A 22998-nucleotide genomic window follows, 5' to 3' on the forward strand; every position below is an offset into this window, starting at 1 on the left:
CGTTGCTGCCTCGGTCACGGCATCACCTCGGCGGTCAGGCCGCTCCGCGCGTTCAAAATCCGGCCGAGCGCGCTGATCGGGAAGACCAGCCGGTACATGCCGTAGTTGATGTAGAAGTCGCCGGGGAAGCCGGTCCCGGTGTAGTGCGGCTCGTCCCAGCCGCCGTCCGCCCGCTGGGTGTCGACCAGCCAGCGCACCCCGCATCGGGCCGGCTCGCCGGAGCCGTGCCCGGCGGCGTGCAGCGCGAGTAGCGCCCAGGCGGTCTGCGACGCGGTGGACTCGCCCCGCCCGATCCAGGACGGGTCCCGGTATGAGCGCAGGTCCTCGCCCCATCCGCCGTCCGGGTTCTGGTGCGCCAGCAGCCAGTCGACCGCCGCCCGGATCGCCGGGTGGGCGGGCTCGACCCCGGCGGCCACCAGGGCGGGCACCACCGCCCCGGTGCCGTAGACGTGGTTGGCGCCCCAGCGGCCGAACCAGGAACCGTCCGGCTCCTGGGCCCGCAGCAGCCACTGCACGCCGCGGCGTACCGGTGGCGTGCCGGCGAAGTTCTCCGCCGCGAGCGCCTCGACGATGTGCGCGGTCACGTCCGCGCTGGGCGGGTCGATGACCTCGCCGAAGTCGCAGAACGGCAGATCACGGACGATTGCCCGGGTGTTGTCGGCGTCGAAGGCGCCCCAGCCGCCATCGCGGCACTGCATGCCGAGCAGCCAGCGGTTGCCCCGCAGCACGGCGGCCTCCGCCGATACGCCGGTGCGCCGCAGCGCCATGATCACCTCGGCGGTGTCGTCGGTGTCGGCGTACCCGTTGTTGTGGAACTCGAAGGCCCAGCCGCCCACGGGGGTCGCCGGCCGGCGGACGGACCAGTCACCGCGAACCCGGATCTCCTCGTCGAGGAGCCACGTGCCGGCCCTGACCAGGGCGGGATGCCCGGCCGGCAGTCCGGCGTCCGACAGCGCGGTGACTGCGAGCGCGGTGTCCCACACCGGTGACTGGCACGCCTCCAGCCAGCGGACCGGGCCGTCCTCGGTCTGCTCGCGAACCGTGAACCGCTCCAGCCCCTCCAGCCCGGCGCGGAGCACGGGGTGGTCCAGCGGATAGCCGAGCAGGCGCAGCGCCATCAGCGAGTAGACCCATGGCGGCTGGATTCCGCCCCAGGAGCCGTCGGCCTCCTGGCGGGCCACGATCCACTCGGCGGCCCGGCGCAGCGCGTGTCGCCGTACCGGTCCCCGGGCGATCCGCTCGTAGCCGTTGGCGAGCCGGTCCAGCCGATGCAGCGCCCCGGCCCGGGACCGCAGCCGTGGTGGTCGCGGTGCCGCTGCGGGAATGCGCAGTTCGTCGATGGTGAAGCCGAGGTCCCGCATCGGGCGCAGCGCTCGGACGATGGACAGCGGGACGATGGTCTGCCGGGCCCAGCACGCGAAGTCGTAGACGTTGAACGGCATCCAGTGCGGCAGCAGCACCAGCTCGGGCGGAACGGCCGGCAACTGCGACCAGGGCCAGTGGCCGAACAGGGCCAGCCAGAATCGGGTGAACACCCGGCTCGCCGCCAACCCGCCCCCGGCGCGGACGAACCGGGCCGCCGCCGCGAGATGCGGCGCGTCGGGTGTGTCGCCGGCCAACCGCAGTGCCAGGTACGCCTCGATGGTGGTGGAGAGGTCTCCCGGCCCGCCGTGGAAGGTGGCCCACGAGCCGTCCGGGCGCTGCTGGGAGCGGATCCACCGGGCCGACTCGGCGGTCTGCTCGGCGGTCCGGATGCCGAGGAACTGCCGCAACAGCAGGTCCTCGGCGTCCATGGTGACGTTCGTGGCCAGGTTCCCCTTCCACCAGCCGGCGTCGTCCTGGAGCCCGAGCAGGTGCTCCCGGGCCCGGCGCAGGGCCGCCCAGGCCGGGTCGGACGTTGTCCCGCCCGCCTGGGTCGTGGTGGTGGTGGGCTTCGGCTTCGACGACAGCAGCTCGGTCATCAATGGTCCCGTCCGGTGGTGAAGGTGGCGATACAGGCGAACTCGTCGCGTACGTCGTCGGGCAGGTCGAGCGCGTCGAGTTCCGCCTGTGCCCGCGCCGTCTCCTGCGCTGCCCGCTGCGCGGTCCAGTCCCGGGCACCGGTCGCCTCGATCAGCGCGCTCACCCGGGTCACGTCCTCGTTGGTCAGCGGCTGCGGCGACCGGTACCGCTCGGCCAGGGCCCGGCCGGCGGCCTGACCGCTGGTCACCGCCCGTACGACCGGGATGCTCCGCTTGCGTGCCCGCAGGTCCGAGCCGACCGGCTTGCCGGTCCGTCGCGGGTCGCCCCAGATGCCCAGCAGGTCGTCGACGAGCTGGAAGGCCAGTCCGAGGTGGCGTCCGAAGCGGGACAGTCCGTCGATCAGGTTCGGTGGACCGCCGCAGAGGATCGCGCCCAGGGCACACGCGCCGGCCAGCAGCGCGGCGGTCTTCTGCTCCGCCATCCGCAGGCACTCGTCGAGGGTGACGTCGTCGCGCCGTTCGAAGTCCAGGTCGGCCGCCTGACCGGCGACCAGGGCCCGGATGTCCAGCGCGAGCCGTCGGGCGGCCGGGCAGCCCCCCGGGGTCTCGACGAGCGCCTCGTAGGCCAACCCGATCAGGGCGTCGCCGGCCAGGATGGCCGGGCCGACCCCGAACACGGTCCACGCGGTCGGCTGGTGGCGGCGCTCGGCGTCGCCGTCCATCAGGTCGTCGTGCAGCAGGGAGAAGTTGTGCGCCAGTTCCACGGCGGCGGCGGCAGGCACCCCGGCGGTGGGCTCGGCGCCGGTGGCCCGGGCCGACAGCAGCGCCAGCGCCGGACGTAGTCCCTTGCCGTGGTTGGCGGCGGGTGATCCGTCCGCGTCCCAGTAGCCGAGCTGGTAGCCCCCGACCAGACGGTTGCCCGGATCGAGCCGGTCCAGTAGGGCACAGATCGCCGGCTTGACGTAGGTCTGGATCTGGTCCATGTCGCGGCTTCGTGCGACGGTCATGATGCGGCCTCCGAATGGTGCCGGGGCCGGAACAGGAGCTGGTGGGCGACGATGTCGGCGGCGTGCTCGCCGCTGCGTACCGCGCCCTCCATCGTGTCCGGCCAGCCGGTGTCTGTCCATGCGCCGGCCAGTGCCAGCCCCGGTAGGCGGGTGGCCGCACCCGGTCGGTACGCCCGGGTGCCGGGTGCCTGCCGGAAGGTGGCTTTGGGTTCCCGGGTCACGAACGCGTCGCGTACCGGGGTGTGCCGCGCGGCCGGGAACAGGTCGGCGAGCGCCTGGCGCTGCGCCGACACGAGCTCAGCCGTCGGCCGCTCGATCTCCGCGTCGGCGGCCGAGAGCGACACCACCAGATGCTGCTCGCCGTTCCCGCCTGGCACCGACCGGTCGAAGATCCACTGCGCCGGGGACTCCACGGCGACGGCCATGTCGAGGTCGGTGACCTTGGCTGCGTAGCGCAGGTGCACGTTGACGATGGGCGCGGCGCCCAGCCGGTGCCACTGCTCGGCGGTGGGCGCGGCGACAGGCGGCACCAGCGACGCGGCGGCCTGGTGCGGCACGGACAGCACGACGCTGTCCGCGTCCAGCTCGGTGTCGTCCACACCGATCCGGAAGCCGGTTGCCTCCGGGCGGATCCACCGCACCCGCGCCCTGGTGTGGACCCGGACGCCGAGCCGGCCGAGCAGCCGACGGGCGGGAACGCCGTGCAGGTCGGTCAGCGGGACGAGCGGCCGGCCGATGTCACCGGCGTCCGCGGCCTCCAACAACCCGGTTCGAAACACCCGAGCCGCCAGCGCCAGCGACGCGTGGGTGCTGGGCAGGTTCAGGGCCGCGACGGTGATCAGATCCCACAGCCGCTGGACCGCCCGGCGGCTCTGCCCGTGCGAGGCGAGCCAGTCGCCGAAGCTGCGTTCGTCGGTGGCGGGCAGATCCGGGTCGACGTGCCGCAGCGCGGCGCTGGCCCGAACGGCGGCGAGCCGTTCCGCCGGGCTGAGCAGCCGGTACCCGGCCAGGGCCGGCAGCAGGTGCGCCGGGGCCGGCAGCCGGCGCCGGGCCAGCACCTGCGGCCGGCGTCCCGGCAGCAGCACCGGCACCGTGAACCTCGGCTGCAGGTGGGTGTCGCCGGCCGTGCCGAGCCGGTCCAACAGCCGCCGGTAGGTGTGGTAGCAGCGCAGAAAGACGTGCTGGCCGGTGTCCACACTGAGGCCGCCGCGGCTGAAGGAGTAGGTCGCGCCGCCCAGCTCCGGCCGGGCCTCCAGCAGCGTCACGGACAGGCCGAGATCGGCGAGCCGGATCGCCGCGGCGATCCCGGCCAGCCCACCGCCGATCACGCACACCGTGCCGGAACCGCCCCCCGGCTGCGCGGCCGGCCGGGTCATGCGCCCCGGCGGCGCGGCCGGCCCGGTCATGCGCCCCGGCGGCGCGGCCGGCCCGGTCATGCGCCCCGGCCGGCGAGGGCGCACGCCGCCACCCATGCCTTCTCCCAGCCTGGTAACGAGACGCGACTGCGGGTGACCGCCAGCGGATCGGCCGCGATCCGGGTGAGCAGCCGACGGTAGATGCCGGCCATCGCGGCGGTGCAGGCCGCGCTGCGCCGGTCCAGCATGGGCAGCAGCTGCAGCCCGACGTCATACCAGCGCGCGGCCCGGGCGGCCTCGAAGCGCACCAGCTCCACCAGCCGCTCCGGTGGATCGGCGAAGCCCACCCCGTCCAGGCGGAGGGTGCAGCCGAACCGGTCCAGATCTTCGGCCGGCAGGTAAACGCGGCCGCTGACCCGGTCCTCGACCAGGTCGCGCAGGATGTTGGTCAGCTGCAGGGCCACGCCCAGCGCGTCGGCCAGTGGAGCGGCCCGGTCCGGCTGGCCGGCCCCGAACACGCCGAGGGAGAGCCGGCCGACCGATCCGGCCACGCAGCGGCAGTACCAGAGCAGGTCGTCGAAGGTGTCGTAGCGGTGGCCCGTCACGTCTGCGACGCAGCCGTCGATGAGCTCGTCGAAGGCCGTCAGCGGGATTGGCATCCGCGTCGCGGCGTCGCCGAGCGCGGCGAGCACCGGGTCGCCGCCGCTGTCCTCGGGCAGCCTGTGCAGGGCGGCCCGGGTCCGGGCCAACGCGTCCAGTTTCTCGTCGGGAGGCAGCGTGCCGTCCCCGATGTCGTCGACGCGGCGGGCGGCGGCGTAGATCGCCGACAGCGCGCGCCGTTTCGGCGCAGGTAGCAGCCGGATGCCGTACGCGAAGTTGGCTGCCTGGGCCCGGGTGATCAGCTCACAGTGCCGGTACGCGGCTTCGGTTCGGGTAGTCGTCGTGGTCATCCGGCACCCCGGACTGTGGCGGCCAGCCAGTTGCCGAGGATCTGCCGACGGCGGGGCCGGACGGTGACCGCCAACGGGTCGTGGTCGGCGGCGGCCAGCGCGTCGAGCGTGGCCCGGCCGCCGGCCAGGTAGCCGCTGACCGCCAACCGGCCCCAGCCGTGCAGCGCCGACACCAGCGGCGCTCCGGCGTCGAGCCAGGCGCGAGCCCGTTCCGCCTCGAATCCGATCAGCTCCCGCAGTTGGCGGTTAGCGCTTGGGCGGGCGAGGTCCGCCTCGGTAACGCCGAACCGCTCCAGGTCGGCCGCCGGTAGGTAGACCCGGCCACGGCGGTGGTCCTCGGCCACGTCCTGCAGGTGCTCGACGAGTTGCAGGGCGGTGCAGATCCGATCGGACAACGCGACGGCCGCCGGGGTGACCTGCCCGAAGACGTGCAGGACCAGTTCGCCGACCGGATTGGCCGACAGGGTGCAGTACCCGACGAGCTGCTCGAAGGTGGCGTAGCGGGTGACGTGCTGGTCGACCCGGTTCGCCTCGATCAGCCGGACGAGTGTGTCCAGCGGCAACCCACACTCGGCCACGGTGGGCGCGAGGGCGCGCAGCACCGGGTGGCGCATGTCGGCGCCCGCGTAGAGACCGCGAAGCCCGGCCTCGACATCGTCCAGGGCGGCGAGCCGGTCGAGCCCGCCGTCCACCGGTTCGTCGCCGAGGTCGTCGACGTGGCGGGCGTAGCCGTACAGCGCGACGAGGTGACGACGGTACCGTGCCGGCAGCACCCGCAGGGCGACCGGAAAGTTCTCCCGCGCCCGGGCCTGCTCCACCCGACGTATGTCAGGGGCGATGGCTGGTGGACCCATCCGTGGTTCTCTCCTTCGTTCCTCTGGACATGAACAGCGGCAGCTCAACCGGCAGGCTGGGTCAGCCCGCCCCAGACGCTCGCCCATACCCGCCGCGACGCGACCCGGCTGCCGGTGCCGAGCCACGACAACCGGCGCAGCGCGTCCACGCACATGCCGTGGGCCTCCAGGCCGTACTCGGCGGACAGGCCGGCCCGGTCGCCGTGCGGTGCGAACGCCGTGGCAGATCGAGGGCGCGCACCGGCGTACCGGCGGTGGCGTCGACGAGGCCCTGTACTACGGCGGTGTTCACCCCACCCCCGCGAGCTCCTCCCTCGACGGTGAGGACCAGGGCAGGGTCGGCGGCCAGCACGGCGGGCTCCGGGTTGACCGGCCGCACCCACCGGAGGTGCATCGCGGTGCACTCGCCCGCCGCCCGCAGTTCCTCGCGGAGCGAGGCGGCATCTCGCGGGGCGGCCACCCGCAGGCCCGGGCACGGCCAGATCCCGATGCCGTGATGGCTCGGCTCGCCCGGGCCGGTGATCCCGGCCAGGTCGAGCACCAGGGTGACCGGAGTTCTCCGACAGGTCGTGGGGTGACTCGGCCCGCCGGGGGTGGCCGGCCAGGCCGCCCGACCCGAGCAGCTGGGCGAACCCGGTTCGGCGGCCGGTGAGCGGCTTGGGGACGTTCGCCTGGTGACCGGTGTCGAAGATGATCCGATCGCGGGAGGGCCCGAACACCCGGTGCGGCGCGATGGTCAGCTCGACCACGCCGAGGTTGGGACCGAGATGGCCGACACGCCGGCAGATCGCCTCGACCAGGAACGCCCGAATCTCGCCGGCGAGCGGCCGCAGCTGGTCGTGAGTGGGCCGCCGCCTGTGGTCGTCGGGCTGGTCGACGGTGTCGAGCAGGGACATCATCCCTCCCTCCGGCCGGTCGTGCGCGAACCCAGCGGCCACAACCCCGTCCGCAGCGGCCGGGTGTCGATCGCCTCCTGACAGCGGGACGTTGCACTGTCTGCTGCGATGCGGTGATCCGGCCGAGGGTGGTGCGGGCAGCGCCGTGGGCGATGGAGCCACCTGGACATCTGCAAAACGAGCATAACCAGTCTAATCATCGCTTCCTACTTGAAGTCGTATTTATTCCTCGTTTCGACTCGCGCGGCGGTGCCCGATGGGCTGGCGGCCTCCGATCAGCCGCTCGGCACCCCGTCCAACCCCGCCGTTGCGGCCATGTCGACCGGACAGCCGCGCTGTGCGGCGATCATGATCAGGCCGCTGGCCGCCAACGGGACCAGCATGATCAGGAAGGCATTGCGCAGGCCCTCCGCTCACCCCCACAACCGGCCGGGGACGATGTCCAGCCGGGCAGAGCCGCAGACGACCGCCCGGCAGTTCGTGGAAGAGCTGCTGTCGGCCCTGGAACCCAAGACCTGCTGGTCTCTCGCGGAACGGGGGGGTCACGCCGATCCGCAGGCAACGCAGCGGCTGTTGCGTGCGGGGTGCGGGACGCCGACGTCGTGCGTGATTGGCTGTCCGCGCGGCTCGGCCACCCCTGCGGGGTGCTCGTCGTCGGCGAGACCGGGTTCCTGAAGGAGGGCGGGTGCTCGGTCGGGGTGCAACGCAGTGCACCGGCACCGCCGGCAGGGCGGAGAACATCGCGACGAGCGCTCGGGCAGGTGTGGTGTCCCGTCTCACCGCGGACTCTCTTACCGGGCCACCGTAGCGGGCCGGTATTCTTGATCAGGACCAGACTGTACCCATATGTCCGCTATCCCGAGGGGTGACCATGCCCGATCACGCGTCCGGCCGCATCGACCTCGCGCGCCTGCAGGAAGTGCTCGACGGACCGTGGGCCGAGGTTCGCAACGCGCACCGGGACCACCTCGACGAGCGCTTCCTCCCGGTGTACGGCGAGACCGGTGACCAGGCACGTGAGCGGATCACCCGGCTGCTCACCGAACTCCCCGTCGAGCTGGGTACCGCGTCGGCCTTCCCCACCGAGTACGGCGGCAGAGCCGACGTCGGCGGCTCGATCGTGGCCAGCGAGATGCTGGCGCAGGTCGACCTGTCGCTGATGGTCAAGGCGGGCGTGCAGTGGGGCCTGTTCGGCGGCGCGGTCGGTGCCCTCGGCACCCAGCGGCACCACGACGCCTATCTACGGGACATCATCTCGGGCAAGATCTTCGGCTGCTTCGCGATGACCGAGACCGGCCACGGCTCCGACGTCCAGCAGCTACGCACCACCTGCACGTACGACCCACAGACGCAGACCTTCGACCTGCACACCCCGTACGAGGCGGCCCGCAAGGACTACATCGGCAACGCGGCCCGGGACGGGCGAATGGCGGTGGTCTTCGCGCAGCTGGTCACCAACGGGCGGCGACACGGCGTACACGCGTGGCTGGTGCCGATCCGCGACGCGCAGGGCAACCCGCTGCCCGGCGTGAGCATCGGCGACGCCGGACCCAAGGCCGGCCTGCTCGGCGTCGACAACGGGCGGCTCAGCTTCGACCACGTGCAAGTGCCACGGGACATGCTGCTGGACCGGTACGGTCAGGTCGCGGAGGACGGGACGTACGCCAGCCCGATCGAGAACGACTCCCGGCGCTTCTTCACCATGCTCGGTACCCTGGTCCGCGGTCGGGTGAGCGTGGGCGGCGCCGCGTCGGCGGCCACCAAATCGGCGCTGACCATCGCGGTGCGCTACGGCGACCTCCGTCGCCAGTTCGGCACGCCCGACGCGGACCGGGAGGTGCTGCTCAACGACTACCTGGCCCACCAGCGCAAGCTGCTGCCCGCGCTGGCCACCACGTACGCGCTGCACTTCGCCCAGACCGAGTTGGTCGCCGCGCTGAGTGAGGTGCAGGGCGGCGACGGGCCGGTCGACGAGCTCCGGCAACGGGAGCTGGAGTCCCGGGCTGCCGGTCTCAAGGCCGCGCAGACCTGGCACGCGACCCGCACCATCCAGATGTGCCGTGAGGCGTGTGGTGGTGCCGGCTACCTGGCCGAGAACCGGCTACCCAGCCTCAAGGCCGACACCGACGTCTTCACCACGTTCGAAGGCGACAACACGGTGCTGCTGCAACTGGTCGCCAAGGGGCTGCTCACCGGCTACCGCGACGAGTTCGGCTCGTTGGACGGCTGGGGGCGTGCCTCCTTCGTCGCCGAACAGGTCCGCGAGATGGTGCTCGAGCGCACCGCCGCGCGATCGCTCATCGAGCGCCTGATCAGCGCCGTGCCCGGCCGCGACGAGGAGGTCGCCGTCACCGACCGCGGCTGGCAGCTCAAGGTTTTCGAGGACCGCGAGAGGCACCTCCTCGACGGCGCGGTCCGCCGCCTCCGCAACGGCGCGGCCACGAAGAAGGACCGTCCCTTCGACATCTTCAACGACGTCCAGGACCACGTCCTCGCCGTCGCCGCCGCACACATCGACCGGGTCACCCTGGAGGCGTTCGTCGCCGGCATCGAGGGCACCGCCGACCCGGCGGTCCAGGCGCTGCTCTCCCGAGTCTGCAACCTGTACGCGCTCAGCGTCATCGAAGCCAACAAGGGCTGGTTCCTGGAGCACGGCCGACTCACACCGGCCCGCGCCAAGGCCATCACCGGCGTGGTGAACGGTCTACTCAAAGAACTACGCCCACACATGCGGACGCTCGTCGACGGCTTCGCCATCCCGGACACGTGGCTGCACTGCGCCATCCTGCGCGAGGAACCCCGCCGGCAGGAGACCATGGCCACCCACGACGCCGCCGGCGATCCGCAGACGGTCCCGGCGTAGGCAGAAAGGTTTCCGCGCGGCTGCAGCGAGCCGTGGTGTTGAAGCTCGGACAGCGTCCAGGGGGTAGTCCTTTCCGGGTACCACCTGGCACCAGAGCCGCCAACGACACGACGGCGGGGCAACCCTCATTACGGATCGCCCCGCCGTTGTTGTACGTCGGCCCGGTCAGTTGTCCGGTGGCAGGACAAGGTCCAGGAACTCGGCGTAGGCGTTTTCGTCGGGCAGCTTGCCGTTCCGCGCGAGGGCTTGGCGCAGGGAGAAGCCGGTGACCGCCGGCGGGGCCTCAGGCCACGCTCAGGCTCGCCGACCATCTCCGGCGACGACGGCCCCGGCCTGTTCGGGCTTGTGCTGGATGAGCCAGTCGAGCATCCGGGCGATCGCGTGGTTGACCGGGTAGCTGACCTCCTCGTTGGGCATCGTGCGCAGCCGGGCGGCGAACTCGAACAGCACCGCAGCGCGGATCGTCGCGCCAAGGTCGCTGAGGGGGACAATCCGGTCGAGGCTCGTTCTGCGACACGTTCTTCAGCTGGTAGAACCACGAACACCGCCACGCCGGCATCGGACCCCACACCCCGCCGACGTCCACTACGGCCACGCCCCGGCCCAGCAGATGCAACGCGGCGACGTCCTCGACACCGCCTGGGCCGCGCACCCCGAACGTTTCTCCCGCCGACCCAGACCCTAAGCGCCACACCTGCCCGACACCGTCTGGATCAACCCACCCGAACCGGCAACCGGCCAACCGCTAGCGACCTGCGCATTACGAGATCAAGATGGGCGACGGGTCGATCTGGGCACATGGTGATCTAGCAGCGAAAATGCCTTCGACATCTCTCACCGCTCCCCCACTGTCCATGGACCTCTTGCAGACTGGATGCGGACCGTCCTCGTTGCGGCGGCCCACAACCGACCGAGACCACTGCAACCGCGGCGAGGCCGCCGAAAGCGGCCTCGCCGATAGGTCACGGCTTGTCGATCAGCTCGGCCAGTGCGGCGTCGCCCTGCGCGATAACCGGGCCGCCTGGATAGGCGACCGCCACAATCCGGTAGCAGCCGTCGAGTTCGACGTACGTCTGCGGGTCACCGCCCGTCACCGACCACAGCAGCGCAAAGCGGCTGGCGTGTGCGCTGCACGGCTCGGCCGGTCCGGCAGCCTTGAGGACGTGCTCGATCGCCGTCCGGCGGTCCGCCGGCAGCACCGTCCCGTGCACGAAGTTGCCGGTGCCCGGCGCGCTCTTCGGCACGTCATAGACGCAGAGGCGGACCTGCTGCCCGGCAGGGAACGGCTCCGGCAGGGCTCCGCGGCGGACACGGTTCCCCGCCGTCTCCACCGACAGCATGTCTTTCCAGGTCTGGCTGCAACCGGCTGCGGCGGCCTCGGCCGACTCGATCTCGGCAACCGGGTGGGTCGCCACGGTGGTCAGCGGCAGTGCGTCAAGGGCCTCACGCACCGCGGGCCGGGGCTTGCCGCAGCGATCGACAGGAAGGCCGGGCCGCACCCACCGACCGCCGGCGTCGACCAGCGCTAGCCAGGGGAACACCACGGCTTCCATGGTGCATGGTCCCTCGGTCCGCGGCTCGTCGGGCAACCGGAGCGCGGTGACGAGGGCATCCACCTTGTCGGCACGGCGTTCCGTCGCCACCCTGTCCTGCCCGCCATCGGGGCGTTGCTGCGTCTCCAGTTCGCAGATGACGGCCGCGACCGGGGTGAAGCCATCGAGCCGGGGCAGCGTGGCCACCTCCCCGGCCCCGATCCTCTCGCCTGCCGTGGCCATTTCCGGCGCCGCGTCGGCGCACGAGGTCCAGCGCCCTTCTCCGCCGGAGTCGCCCGCCGTTCGGAGTGGAGGGGCGTGGTCGCCGGTGATCATCTGCACCCCTCCGACGCCGAGCGCAACGGCCATGGCCACGGCGAGCGCGCTACTTCCGATCACGCGCTGCCGGTGCCGACGCACCCGCGCCGCCAGCGCGCCAACCCGATCCATCGGCGGCGTCAGCCGAGGAACAGCCTCGGTCAGCAGGCGCTTGATGTCCTCATCTTCATGCGTCATTTTCGTGACCTCCAGGCGGCAGACATCTCAAGGTGCGGATCGGTACGCAGAATCCGTAGAGCACGGAAGGCCTGTACCTTGACCGTGTTGTGCGAGCATCCGAGCACTTCCGCTGTCCGCTGAACCGTCAGGTCCTCGACGTAGCGGAGCACCACGATCGCCCGCTGCTGCCGGCTGAGCCTGGCCAAAGCGCGACGTACCGCGTCCCGGTCGGCGGACTCCCCGGCTATGTCGCCGTACTCGGACTTGTCCGGTGGCTGGCTCGGAATCTCGCTGCGCCAGTGCCGCCGCCACCAGGACACGTACGTGGTGAACAGCGCCTTGCGCACGTACGCCTCGGGATGCCCGACGGTCGTAATCGTGGCCCAACGCCGCCAGACGTTCGCCAGGACCGTCTGTAACAGGTCCTCGGCCCGCCCGGCGTCGCCCGTGAGCAGCCAGGCCGAACGCAGCAGCGCATCGGAGCGCGCCGCCACGAACTCGGCGAACCCGTCCGGCGGTGTCACTTCCCGGGCTCGTTGCATGTGTATGTGTACCTCCCACCAGATAAACGCGGTGGAGGGACGGTGCGGTTAACGCGCGAGCAGATCAGATCTGCACCCGGGCAACAGTAAGCCTTTCCGCGTAACGGGGTGAGTACTGAGGGTGTCCGTCCTGGTGGGCGGTGCGGACACGCCCGACCCTGTTGTGGTGCAACGTGAAGACGCAGAACCCCGGTATGAAGTGGTCCTCTCACAGATCAACTTCAGTTGGGGTCCTGCGTCGTCATGAGTGTCACATACACCGCCACGCTGCCGGTGCGCGAGGAGACCGTGTTGTTCCTGTCCGGGCTCCTGCACGCAGAACGGCAACGGCGTGGAACCCGCGCCGGGACCCGGGCGCTGGTCTGTTTCAAGCAGGCGATCCTGTTGTTGCGCTGGTTTGTGGACGGCACCCGGGTAAAGCAGTTGGCCCTGGACAACCAGGTCAGCTCGTCGACCGGCTACGACTACCTCCATGAGGGCATCCGGGTCCTCGCCGCGCACGCGCCGCGATTGGAATCGGTGCTTCTCGCGGCGAAGACGGCCGGCTATGCCCATGTGAACATCGATGGGACGCTGATCGAGACCGACCGGTGCCGTACGCCGGGGCCGAAACCAGGGGTGGATTTGTGGTGGTCCGGCAAGCACGACAACCATGGTGGCAACGTGCAGATCGTGACCGCTCCGGACGGGTGGCCGCTGTGGACCTCACCGGTACGGCCCGGCCGCGAACATGACACGACCGCCCTGCGTAAACATGACATCCTGCCCCTGCTGGCCATCTGGATCACCGACCAACGGCGGGTGCTCGGCGACCTCGGCTACGAAGGGGAAGCCGGCACGATCACGATCGCGTTCAAGAAGCCGAAGAACTGCTCCTGCACCAGCGTGCAGCAGCAGTTCAACAAAACCCACAACGGGGTCCGTGCCATCGGCGAACGCGGAAACTCCCTGCTCAAGACCACCTTCAGAGCGCTGCGCAACGTCAGCCTGTGTCCCTGGAACATCGGCCGGATCACCGCCGCCGCCCTCGTTCTCCTACACGTCGACCACAACCGCACAACCTGATCACCCAACGCCACGACCCGTTACGCGGAAAGGCTCACTGGCCGTCAGCCAGAATAGCCCGCCTACTTGCGGGAACGCCTCCGCCTCGCCCCTCCACACCCGCGAACACTCCTGTCGCCATCGGCGGAGTAGAGACAAGCCCCCTGTCGTGTACGGGGGTACGTGACGCGAATGGAGAGTTCATGGGTGTGGTGACACAAGACGCGCACACCGCCGCGGAGGTCACCGATGCCGAGATCATCGGCCGGATGCACGGGAATCCGGCGGCGTTCGAGGCGATCTTCGATCGTTACTACCCGGCGATCCACGGATACGCGAGCCGGCGGCTGGGGCGGGACCTGGCCGACGACGTGGCCGCGGAGACCTTCCTGGTCGCGTTCGACAAGTGGCGGCGCTACGACACGGCCCAGGACAGCGCCCGGCCCTGGCTGTACGGCATCGCGTCCAACCTCATCGCCGGCCACGAGCGGGCCGAGACCCGGCGGTACCGGGCGTTCGCCCGCGCGGAACGTCTCTCGACGGCCAGCGCCAACCTCGACGTCGACGCCGAGCAACTCGCCATCCGGCTGGACGCGGAGGCCGTTCGAGGTCGGCTCGCGGCTGCGCTGCACGAGATCACACCCTCCGAGCGGGAGGTGCTGCTCCTGGTCGCCTGGGCGGACCTGACAGGTGAGGAAATCGCCCGCGCGCTGGAGATTCCGGCTGGCACCGTCCGTTCACGGCTCCATCGGGCACGCAAAGGATTGCAGGTCGCGCTAGGTGGCGCCGACCCGACCGCGATTGGAAGGGATTTCGAGTGACCGACGACATCACCGCCCTGCGTGAGTGCTGGCACGGGGTCGAGCCGCCGTCGCCGGACGCGCAGGACCGGGCGCGGGCGGCGCTGATGGCCAGGATCGCGCAGGCCGACGTCGCGGAGGCGCCCGTACGGGAGCAGGTCAAGGCTCGCGGTTGGCGCCTGCGGGGTTGGACGTTGCGGTCCGGCATCGCCACGGTGGCCGCAGCCGCCTTGGCGGTTGGCCTCGTCGCCGTTGGTAGCCTCGACAAGGGGCCGGACGAGCCGTCCGGAGCGTCCGGGTCTGCGGCCGTGACCTTCGAACTGGCTGCCGCCTTCGCCGAGACACAGGCGTTCACGCCGCCGCGACCCGACCAGTGGACCTATGTCGAGATCAGGGTCGTCAACGCGGACGCGGACGTCAAGAGCAAGGGGCTGAAGCCGGAGGTGACGACGCAGCGGTGGCGCCGGGCCGACGGCAAGCAGGCCGCCGAGATCGTTGACGGGGCACTCGAGATTTTTGACAAGCCGCCAGGATTGACCCGTTACCCCCCGACGGACTATCCGACGCTGGCTGGACTGCCCACCGATCCGCACGCGCTGCTCGACTGGCTACGCGCGAGGCGGGGACCCTTCAACGTCGACACCGAGGAGCAACGGAACACCGGCTTGTTCTCCGCGATCGCCACGATCCTGCGGGACAATCTGCTCCCGCCCGCGGTGATGGCGGCGCTGCTGCGAGCGGCCGCCCTGATTCCCGGTGTCGACCAGGCTCCGAGCCCGGTCAGCGTTGACGGCCGCACGGCGACGGCGGTCGGCCGCCTCCAGGACGGGTGGCGGCAGGAGGATCTGCTCCTCGACCCGGACAGCCATGAGTTCATCGGCTACCGATCCGTGGCCGCGAAGGATATCGACCTCAACACCGACGAGACCACCCCCGCCGGCTCCATCCAGGGCGAACCGGTCCGGGTGAAGAAGGGCGATATCCAGGTCATGTTGACCCGGCTGGCCGGCCGGATCGTGAACGCAGCGGGCCAGACCAGCTAACCGGGGCACCTCCCTACGACAAAAAGACGCGGGGCGGGCTGGCGCCCGCCCCGCGTTGCCTCAGTCCTCGGCGACCCGGAGATCGGTCGACGCCACGCCGGAGGTTTCTCATGGAGTTGGCGCAAGCGCCAACTCGGGCGCCATGTCCATGAGAAAGCGCCATCTTCGATGAGAATCTACAACGGGGTTGTAGGTTCTCGGCGAAGTTGTCGGTCGGCAGGCGCCTGACCTGAGGCGGTCTCTGGGGTGCTCACAGGTTTGTCGGTCGATTTTTCTCATCGATCTGTCGTTTTCTTCGTGGCGCGTTCGGTGTGCTCGCGGCGTTGGGTTATCGCGGTTTAGGTGCGCAGGGGTCGCGGAAGGTGCCTCGGCGGCATGCTGTGGGCGCTCAAGGTGTTGTTCGAGTCCGCAGGGCATGTGCCAGGGTGTGTAACGCGCCATGATCGTGACGATGGCCGTTCACCCTTAGCGGCGGCGTAGCCGGAAGCGCTGCGCCGTTAGGGGTAGCGCTACCGACAACCTGGGATAGGCCTCATCGTGCGTCGACGGACGTGGGTCGGTTGCTCGGTTGACCCGGTTGGGAAATCCGGATGGCGTCGAGGGCGGGCGAATCTATGATCTTTCGTCGTGGAGTCCGCGACGAGTGGCCCTCCGCTGGAGGTCCTGCACGCGTTCGGTGTTTCAGGCGTGCCGGAGGTGTTACCCGGCGGCAAGGGTGGAACCTGGCGTATTGGTGATGTGGTGCTCAAACCGTCCGAGGGCGCCGACGAGTCGCGGTGGCGGGCGGAGACACTCGCCGTGGTGCAGGTGTCGGCGGAGTTCCGAGTGCCACGTCCGGTGCCAGCGGCGGACGGGAGCTGGTTGGTTGGTGGCTGGGAGGCATGGCGACTCGTCGCTGGTGAACCCGACACGGCGCGGATCGATGAGGTGGTCCGGGCGGGATCCGCGTTTCACGCCGCTGTTGCTGATCTGCCGCGTCCGGACTTCCTCGATGCTCGCGAGGACCCATGGTCGTATGGAGATCGCGTGGCGTGGGAGGAGGCCCCGATCTCCGGGAGTTCGGCCGGCCTGGAGTTGCTGGAGCCGCTCGCTTTGGCGCGTCGGCCAGTGCATCTGCCGGAGCAGATCGTGCATGGGGATCTGGCGGGCAACGTGTTGTTTGCCGACGGCGTTGCGCCGGCGATCATCGATTGGTCGCCGTATTGGCGACCAGTCTCGTGGGCGGCGGCGGTCGCGGTGGTCGACGCTTTGTGCTGGTATGGCGCCGGTCCTCAGGTGCTTGAACGCTGGTCGCACCTGCCGGAGTGGGGCCAGATGTTGGTGCGAGCACTTATCTATCGGATCGCCACTCGTGATGCCGCCTTTGGGCCCAACGCGCAGGCGCGCGAACCGAACTCGGCGTACCGGCCCGTCGTGGTCGTGGCGATCGCCGCGGCTCATCACCGGATCGGCTGATCGCCAGCATCCGGGCGCAGACGGCGGGTCAGCGGCCGAGTAGGTGGTCGGCGTGGTCGGTGGTCATCAGCATGATCGGTCCGGTCGCGTCGCCGGACATCCAGGTGTGGGGGCCTGCGAGAGCTGCGTCGATCTCGGACTCAGTCATCGGTACGTGGTTTGGCCAGTCGTCGTACCGGTCGGCCGGGATCAGCTCGATCAGGTCCCGGCGGATCATGTCCTTGGTGACAGCGGCGAAGCGCGGGATCAGTGGCCTGACGGCGTCCTTGTCCGTGTTGAAGATCCAGATCGCGCTGCCGGCCTCGGCGTGCCCGAGGAAGTCCTGGATAACGCCGCTGAGCCAGGCCTCTTCCAGCGCGTTGGTCATGATCACGCGTTCCTCGGCGCTGAGCTCGTCCCACAGGCTCACGGGCTGATCGTGCCAGAGTCGTGGGCGATGGCCGCAGAGCTGGCGGCGCTGGCGCAGACCCCGAATGCCGAAGTAGGCAACGCGCTCATCCATGCCGTCTTCGAACGGTTTCTCCGGGTGGAGCTCGAGGTCAGGGTCTGGTGGCGCGGACAGCCAATCGACGCCGCCGTCGAGACCATGCGGGCACGGTACCCCGGCGCTACCGGGTCGCTCGGCGACCAGCTTCTCGAGTTCGCGGGACAACCCGGCTTCGGCCTCATGCACGTCTGCGCCATGGCCAGCGCCGCCGAGCACGGATGCCGCCGCACCGGACTGGGCACCCTACGTCCAACGCTCACGGCCGCGTTGACCCGGATCAGAGCTGCGACACCGGTGCCGCCGAGGTGACCGAGGCCGCCCGCTGTTCGTCGCTCCCGGCTGCTCACCGGCCGGCCAAGTCGAGACACCCGCGACAGTTCTCCCGTTCGGACCAACTCTGTCGCTCCAGATCGGCGGGCTTCAACCGAGCGTGGTCAAGGTCGGCCCGCACCACCATCCGGAACTGCCAGATCGCCTCGGCGAACTCGTGGTACGCCCGGTGGTACTCCCCCGACGAGAGGGTCACACCGGAGCGGATCGCGTTCCGCACCCCGATCAACCTGTGGTAGGCCAACTCCCCGGCCTTGACGATCTCGATCGTACCGGCAACCAGCAGGCGTTCCCTCGCGGCGAAGATGTTCGCCTCGTGGACGGCACGGTTGGCGGATCGGAAACGGTGCGCCGCCTCCTCGTCGCCTTGAGCGACCTCACGGAGCGCACTGTGCGCCGAGTCGAGCGCCACGGCGAAGTCGAGACAGTAACCGACGCGCTCCGCCTCCCGGCTGCGCCGACGCTCCGCACGGTTGTGCTGCACCTCCACAGTCACCGCACTGGCCAGGGCGATGACGGCTCCGCAGACCGCACCGACGAACGTGATCCATTCCACGTACTCAGTGTCCGCCGGTGGTGACCGGTCCGCCACGCGTTCCTGTCTCCCGATCGACCAGAAGTCAGGAAACACCGCGCAGCCCGGTCATCGACACCGTGGGCGGGTCACCGGCGGACTCCGACGACGCAGAGCCCAGCCCAGTCGAACGGGCCGAGGTCGGGGTGCTCCTCCCGGATCTCCCGCTGCGCGTCGCGCAACGCCGCCACCGCCGGCACCCCCTGCCCGACCCGTCGCACGAACCGCTCGCCGACGTGCGCCGAGGCGACGCCACCGATCTGGCCGGTGCCGGCCACCACCGTGTCGGCGCCACCGATCAACGCACCGATGGCCAGGCTCAGCGGCTCGTACCCGTACCGGCTCGACGCCGTGCCGCTCCAGCAGCTGCTCAGCACCACCAACCTGGGCAGTCGTCGGGAAGCCAGCGCGTCCATCGTCACGCCGTCAGGGCCGAGCAACCCGGCGGCACCCGGTCGGTCACCGTGACCAGAGAGGTAGAGCAGCGCGGGCGGCGGTCCGTCGTCGACGCCCGGCAGCGCGACAAGCTCCCGGTGACCGCCGGGCCAGCTCTCCAGGGCCGACCTCAGCAGCGCATGGCCCGCCAGTCCGTCATCGAGCAGGCTAACTGCCGAGTCGGTCGTCGGCGGGCTGGCCACCGGGCGGGCCAGCAGCAGCTCCATGGTCCGCAGACTCGGTGCCAGGGTGACCTCGGCAACGTCGCAGAGATACGTCCCCTCCCGAGTCAGCGCCGCGTGCGGCAGATGCCACAGCCGTGGGTCCGGAACGATCATCACTGACCTGGGGCGCTCCGGTGAACCGTCCCAGACGGCCGAGTCGGGCAGCAGGAACGCGCCGAGCTCGCCCCACACGGCACGGGTCACCCCGCGTGCCGGCAGAACTCCGGCGGTCAGACCGTCGAGCTGCGCCGCCAAGCTGGCCGAGGCAACACACCGGGCCGCCCGCCACGTCCCGTACCGGGGCCTGGTCAGCACCGAGGACCACCAGCCGTCCGATCCCGGCCCGAGGGTGACCACCACCACGACGTCGCCCATCGCGTCGAGCACAGCCGCCGACGGCAGGTCTCCGGGCAGCGGTAGCAGTGGTACCCGGCCGGCAGGTCCCTCGGAGCGGATCGCCGCAGCGGTGAGGCGGGCCACCGCGAAGACCTCGTCGGCCAACGCGGGATCCGGCGGCGGCGTAGCGATCGGAGATTGCGCCACGGCGATCGTCGACCCGCCCGCACCATCGGCCAGCAGCTGGTTGAGCAGATCGGCCCGCCCGGTCTCGGCGATTTGCGCCGTCGCCTCCGCCTCGTCGAGAGCTGTATGCACCAGCAACGCCGCCGCGTACACCTCCTCGCGGGAGGCGTGCAGCGACCACCGCTCGTTTGGCTCGACCAGTGAGCTGCGTTGCAGGTCGGCGGCGAAGAGCGCAGCGCGGCCGGCAGCGTGTCGCAGCGCTGGCGGCAGGACGTCGGTGGTCGGCGTCCGATGCAGGTCGTACAGCGCGAGCATGGTCCGGCTGAGGTCCCGCCGTTCTGGTTGGGCGGCCAGGTGCAGGACCGTGGCCAGGTGTCCGGCGATGCCCCCTGGCGAACCGTTCGAGGCGATCAGGACACGGGCCATGTGCCGGTGCCAGCGCAGCGCCTCCAGCGTCTCAGCGTGTTCGTAGTAGGGCCGGGCCTGTGCCAGGGTGGCCGCGACGGCAGCGAGGTCGCCGCAGGTCTGCAGTACCTCGGCTCGTTCCAGCAGTGCCTGACCGAGTCGGTAAGTGTCGCCGGAGGCGCGCAGCCGATCCGCCAGGTCGTCGGCGATTCGCAGCGCCTCACCGAGCCGGCCGAGCGCACGCAGCGCGCCGATCTCGCGTAGCCGGACGGTCAGAAGGTTCCCGTCGCTCACCCCGTCGAAGGCGGCGGCTGCGCGACGGTACGCGTTGAGTGCCGCCTCGGGGCGCCCGAGCACGATCTCCAGCCCGCCTTCGCGGTGCCAGAGCAACCCCCGGGTGAACGCGTCGAGGTCCCGGCGGTCGGCGATCTCGCGGGCCTCGCGCAGGACGTCCCGCGCGGTCGTCACCTCGCCCCGATGCCGGTGCAGTGTCGCCTGCTGCATCAAGACCTTGACGTGCTGTGGTCCGACGCCAGGCGCGTCGGCGTACCGGCGGCACACCGCGACGGCCCGGTCGGAGTAGGACAGACCGGTCTCGTACCGACTCGCCACCTCCTGCAGCGCCGCCAGCTCCCGCCAGGCGAAGACATGACACCAGGCAGTGCTGGCCTGCAACGGCTCCCGCAGCAGACTTCGATTCCACAGCTCGGCGGCGACATGCCCCTTGCTGAGTCTGTGCCAGAGGGCGACGAACGCGACCGCCGTCCGACTTCGTCGCCGATCGTCGTCGCGCAGGGCGATTCGGCTCTCGGCCAGCAGCAGCCGCAGGGCGATCTCAGCATGCTGCTGGCGCCATGCGGCGGTGGCCTGTTCCTGGCACAGGTCGGCCAGGAGCGCCCACTCTTGCTCGGCGTACAGGCGCAGGGCGGCTGGTCGGCAGGGATGGTCGTCCGGTAGCGCGACCAGTGGATCAACGAGTCGGTCCAGGAGCGCGGCACGCGGTCCGGCGTCAGTCAGCACGCACCGTCCAAGATAGATCAGGCGCGGAGTGCCACAATGGTGACCGTGACAGACTCAGCTTCCGGGCGGGCGGTCGTCAAGTTCGTCGAGGAGATCGACAGTGCTGCCCGGGACGGCCTCACCGCACGATTGGCAGCTGTGGGGCTCGCACCACGTGTCGGTTTCGACTTGGGCCATCTGCACCTCGAACCGGAACGACGGTTACCCACTGCGGTCCTCACCCTCTTCGACGGCCTCGCCGAGTTGGGCGCACAGCAGCTCACGCAGGTCACCCACGCCGCGCGGGACTGGTTGGTGTCGGTAGCCGTGCCGGGTTTCGTCGAGGTGGAGTTCTACCCGACCGGCCAGGTCGCCCGGATCCGGGCCAGCGACCCGGATCGGGCAGCCGAGGCGCTGAGCGCCGTACTGGCCAACAGTTCCACCGATGCGCCACTGACGTGGAACGACGACCGATGGGCCGCCGAGCCGGCCCGGACGGCTGGCCGTGCCGCCGGTCCACCGCCCCGGGTACTGGCGCTGGATACGCACTGGTTCTCCGCCAAGGGCGGGATGAGCACGTTTAACCGATCATTGTGCGCCGCGCTGGCTCGGGCCGGCGCGGACGTCGTGTGCGTTGTCCCGCAGCCCGGACCGGACGAGATAGCCCACGCCCGGGTGCGCGGTGTCACCCTGGTCGCCGCGCCGCCACCGGTTGCCGGTGGCGCCGAGCGGGACGGGTTGGCCCGCCGGCCGCGACTGGCCGACGGCTGGGTGCCCGACCTGGTCATCGGACACGGCCGGATCACCGGCGGACACGCCCGCGCCCAGGTCGAGGACAACTTCCGGTCGGCCGCCCGCGCACACATCGTGCACACCTGGTCCGACCACATCGAGTGGCAGCGTGGAGACCGGCCGGACGCCGGCGCCATCGCCGATCAACGCTGGCAGGAGGACATCGAGCTGGCCCGCACCGCGACCCGGGCCTTCGGGGTGGGGCCCCTGCTGCACGGCCTCCTTCAGCGCGACCTTTCCGGCTATCCCGACACCCGATCGCCCGACCGGATCGATCCGGGCTTCGATCTCGACGACCAGCTGCCCCGGGTGCCACCGTCGTGGCACCAACGCCAGGTCATGCTCATGGGTCGGATCGACGACTGGTCGGTCAAGGGGATCGATCTGGCCGCGCGGGCGGTGGGCAGCGCGGTGGAGTTGCTCAGCCTCGGCGGCACCGAGCCGGAGTTGGTGCTGCGGGGCGTCCCACCGACCGAGCACGGCCGGGTGCGGGACCAGGTCCTCCAGTGGGCCGGCCGGCGCACCTTGCAGGTCACCCCCCGGACCTACTCCACCAGCGAGGAAGAACTCCGGGCTGACCTGCGCCGAGCCTGCCTCGCTCTCATGCCCTCCCGTGCCGAGGCGTTCGGCCTAGTTGGACGCGAGGCCATCGTCGCCGGCACTCCGCTGCTCGTCAGCGCGCGCAGTGGTCTGGGGATGCTGCTCCATGAGGTGCTACCGCCGCGGGACGCAGCGCTGACCGTGCTACCGGTCGATGACGACGAGTCGGCCGACACCAAGCGCTGGGCGTTCGAGACGGCGCGGATCCTGCGCGACCCGGCAGGTGCGTTCGTCGTCGCCGAACGGATCCGACAGACGATGGCCGAGCGGGTCACCAACGACCAGGCCGCCGCCTCCGTGCTGGGTACGCTATCTTGACCGTCCGTTCTCAGGTGGTGGGCCAGTCCCGCTACCGACAGTCGCGGCACCGTTCACGGTCCGACCAGTCCTCTCGGCCGAGCGCGTCCGGAGTCAACGGCGGCTGGCCCAGGTCGGCTCGCAGGGCCATCCGGAAAGTCCACAGTGCCTCGGCGAACGGGTGGTACACCTGGTGGTAGGCCGCCTCGTCCAGGCACGCCCCGGCTCGGACCGCGTCCCGAACCGCGATGAGCCGCAGGAACGCCGCTTCGGCCGCACTCACCAGCGGCGCAGCGCCCAGCACCAGAAGGCGCTCACGGATCGCGTAGACCCGGGCGTCATCGAGCGTGGCGTTGGCCGGGTCGCGCCGGGCCGACGGTGACAGGTCGGTACGGGCGACGGCGCGCAGGGCGTTGTGCGCCTCGTCGAGAGCGAGCATGAACGCGACAGCGGCCGACGACGAGACCGGCAGCCCGGCCGTGGTCAGTGGCTCGTCGGACCGACGCTGAGACATCGCCTGGTCGGGGCCACCC

General features: G+C 70.7%; 18 protein-coding genes and 2 pseudogenes. 7 read left to right on the top strand and 13 right to left on the bottom strand.

The genetic code is table 11. The annotated features are described in order from the left end of the window. Positions 1–14 precede the first annotated feature (14 nt). From shc to GVV04_RS34935, 6 genes and pseudogenes are all read right to left on the bottom strand, one after another. Positions 15–1961 (bottom strand): squalene--hopene cyclase, encoded by a 1947-nt coding sequence (gene shc / locus GVV04_RS03980; protein WP_161684475.1) that lies wholly within the window; start codon positions 1959–1961, stop codon positions 15–17. After that, a complete protein-coding gene (locus GVV04_RS03985; RefSeq protein ID WP_161684477.1) occupies positions 1961–2968 on the bottom strand; it encodes a polyprenyl synthetase family protein in 1008 nt (335 codons plus the stop codon). The genes shc and GVV04_RS03985 overlap by 1 nt, the downstream gene beginning before the upstream one ends. Next, positions 2965–4440 carry a hydroxysqualene dehydroxylase HpnE gene (gene hpnE, locus GVV04_RS03990; protein WP_235965565.1) on the bottom strand — a complete coding sequence of 492 codons (1476 nt, stop codon included), beginning with the start codon at positions 4438–4440 and terminating at the stop codon, positions 2965–2967. The genes GVV04_RS03985 and hpnE overlap by 4 nt, the downstream gene beginning before the upstream one ends. Beyond that, positions 4401–5273, bottom strand: coding sequence for a presqualene diphosphate synthase HpnD (gene hpnD / locus GVV04_RS03995; protein WP_161684479.1), 873 nt, complete (start codon positions 5271–5273; stop codon positions 4401–4403). Before hpnD ends, hpnE begins: the two co-directional genes overlap by 40 nt. Continuing rightward, positions 5270–6127, bottom strand: a complete 858-nt coding sequence (hpnC, locus tag GVV04_RS04000) for a squalene synthase HpnC (RefSeq protein ID WP_161684481.1) — start codon at positions 6125–6127, stop codon at positions 5270–5272. The genes hpnD and hpnC overlap by 4 nt, the downstream gene beginning before the upstream one ends. A 551-nt stretch (positions 6128–6678) precedes the next feature. Beyond that, positions 6679–7023, bottom strand: a pseudogene (locus GVV04_RS34935) (1-deoxy-D-xylulose-5-phosphate synthase N-terminal domain-containing protein); the annotation flags it as partial. Between the two features lie 438 nt (positions 7024–7461). Here GVV04_RS34935 and GVV04_RS34940 point away from each other — a divergent pair. Further along, positions 7462–7762 (top strand): annotated as a pseudogene (locus tag GVV04_RS34940) (transposase); the annotation flags it as partial. Between the two features lie 132 nt (positions 7763–7894). Then, positions 7895–9886, top strand: coding sequence for an acyl-CoA dehydrogenase family protein (locus GVV04_RS04010; RefSeq protein WP_161684485.1), 1992 nt, complete (start codon positions 7895–7897; stop codon positions 9884–9886). Positions 9887–10180: 294 nt separating this feature from the next. Here the strand turns inward: GVV04_RS04010 and GVV04_RS04015 are convergent, their stop codons facing one another. The 3 genes from GVV04_RS04015 to GVV04_RS04025 form a co-directional block, all read right to left on the bottom strand. Then, positions 10181–10336, bottom strand: a complete 156-nt coding sequence (locus tag GVV04_RS04015; protein WP_161684487.1) for a hypothetical protein — start codon at positions 10334–10336, stop codon at positions 10181–10183. Positions 10337–10848: 512 nt separating this feature from the next. Continuing rightward, positions 10849–11934, bottom strand: a complete 1086-nt coding sequence (locus GVV04_RS04020; protein ID WP_161684489.1) for a hypothetical protein — start codon at positions 11932–11934, stop codon at positions 10849–10851. After that, entirely contained in the window at positions 11931–12440 is a 510-nt protein-coding gene (locus GVV04_RS04025; RefSeq protein ID WP_328822189.1) for a SigE family RNA polymerase sigma factor, read from the bottom strand. Before GVV04_RS04025 ends, GVV04_RS04020 begins: the two co-directional genes overlap by 4 nt. 261 nt (positions 12441–12701) lie before the next feature. On the opposite strand from GVV04_RS04025, the gene GVV04_RS04030 reads away from it, so the two are divergent. The 4 genes from GVV04_RS04030 (at position 12702) to GVV04_RS04045 (ending at position 16800) form a co-directional block, all read left to right on the top strand. Next, positions 12702–13523: a transposase family protein gene (locus tag GVV04_RS04030; RefSeq protein ID WP_161684493.1), complete on the top strand. Its 822-nt coding sequence runs from the start codon at positions 12702–12704 to the stop codon at positions 13521–13523. A gap of 182 nt (positions 13524–13705) precedes the next feature. After that, complete coding sequence (locus tag GVV04_RS04035) at positions 13706–14323, top strand: RNA polymerase sigma factor (protein ID WP_161684495.1); 618 nt, start codon at positions 13706–13708, stop codon at positions 14321–14323. Then, on the top strand, positions 14320–15345 hold the full coding sequence (locus GVV04_RS04040; RefSeq protein WP_161684497.1) for a CU044_5270 family protein: 1026 nt from the start codon (positions 14320–14322) through the stop codon (positions 15343–15345). The genes GVV04_RS04035 and GVV04_RS04040 overlap by 4 nt, the downstream gene beginning before the upstream one ends. A 627-nt stretch (positions 15346–15972) precedes the next feature. Next, entirely contained in the window at positions 15973–16800 is an 828-nt protein-coding gene (locus GVV04_RS04045; RefSeq protein ID WP_328822190.1) for a TIGR02569 family protein, read from the top strand. 28 nt (positions 16801–16828) lie between these two features. Here the strand turns inward: GVV04_RS04045 and GVV04_RS04050 are convergent, their stop codons facing one another. From GVV04_RS04050 to GVV04_RS04060, 3 genes are all read right to left on the bottom strand, one after another. Further along, positions 16829–17473 carry a hypothetical protein gene (locus GVV04_RS04050; RefSeq protein WP_161684499.1) on the bottom strand — a complete coding sequence of 215 codons (645 nt, stop codon included), beginning with the start codon at positions 17471–17473 and terminating at the stop codon, positions 16829–16831. Positions 17474–17630: 157 nt separating this feature from the next. Next, positions 17631–18173: a hypothetical protein gene (locus GVV04_RS04055; RefSeq protein WP_161684501.1), complete on the bottom strand. Its 543-nt coding sequence runs from the start codon at positions 18171–18173 to the stop codon at positions 17631–17633. Positions 18174–18280: 107 nt separating this feature from the next. Continuing rightward, positions 18281–20797 carry a CHAT domain-containing protein gene (locus GVV04_RS04060; RefSeq protein WP_161684503.1) on the bottom strand — a complete coding sequence of 839 codons (2517 nt, stop codon included), beginning with the start codon at positions 20795–20797 and terminating at the stop codon, positions 18281–18283. Positions 20798–20842: 45 nt separating this feature from the next. On the opposite strand from GVV04_RS04060, the gene GVV04_RS04065 reads away from it, so the two are divergent. After that, positions 20843–22486 (top strand): glycosyltransferase family 4 protein, encoded by a 1644-nt coding sequence (locus GVV04_RS04065; protein WP_161684505.1) that lies wholly within the window; start codon positions 20843–20845, stop codon positions 22484–22486. 31 nt (positions 22487–22517) lie between these two features. Here GVV04_RS04065 and GVV04_RS32790 read toward each other — a convergent pair whose 3' ends face one another. Continuing rightward, positions 22518–22979: a hypothetical protein gene (locus GVV04_RS32790; RefSeq protein WP_235965712.1), complete on the bottom strand. Its 462-nt coding sequence runs from the start codon at positions 22977–22979 to the stop codon at positions 22518–22520. Between the last annotated feature and the right edge of the window lie 19 nt (positions 22980–22998).

Origin of the sequence: Micromonospora rubida, assembly GCF_009908295.1 — a bacterium.
In the GTDB taxonomy this organism is placed as follows: domain Bacteria; phylum Actinomycetota; class Actinomycetes; order Mycobacteriales; family Micromonosporaceae; genus Micromonospora; species Micromonospora rubida.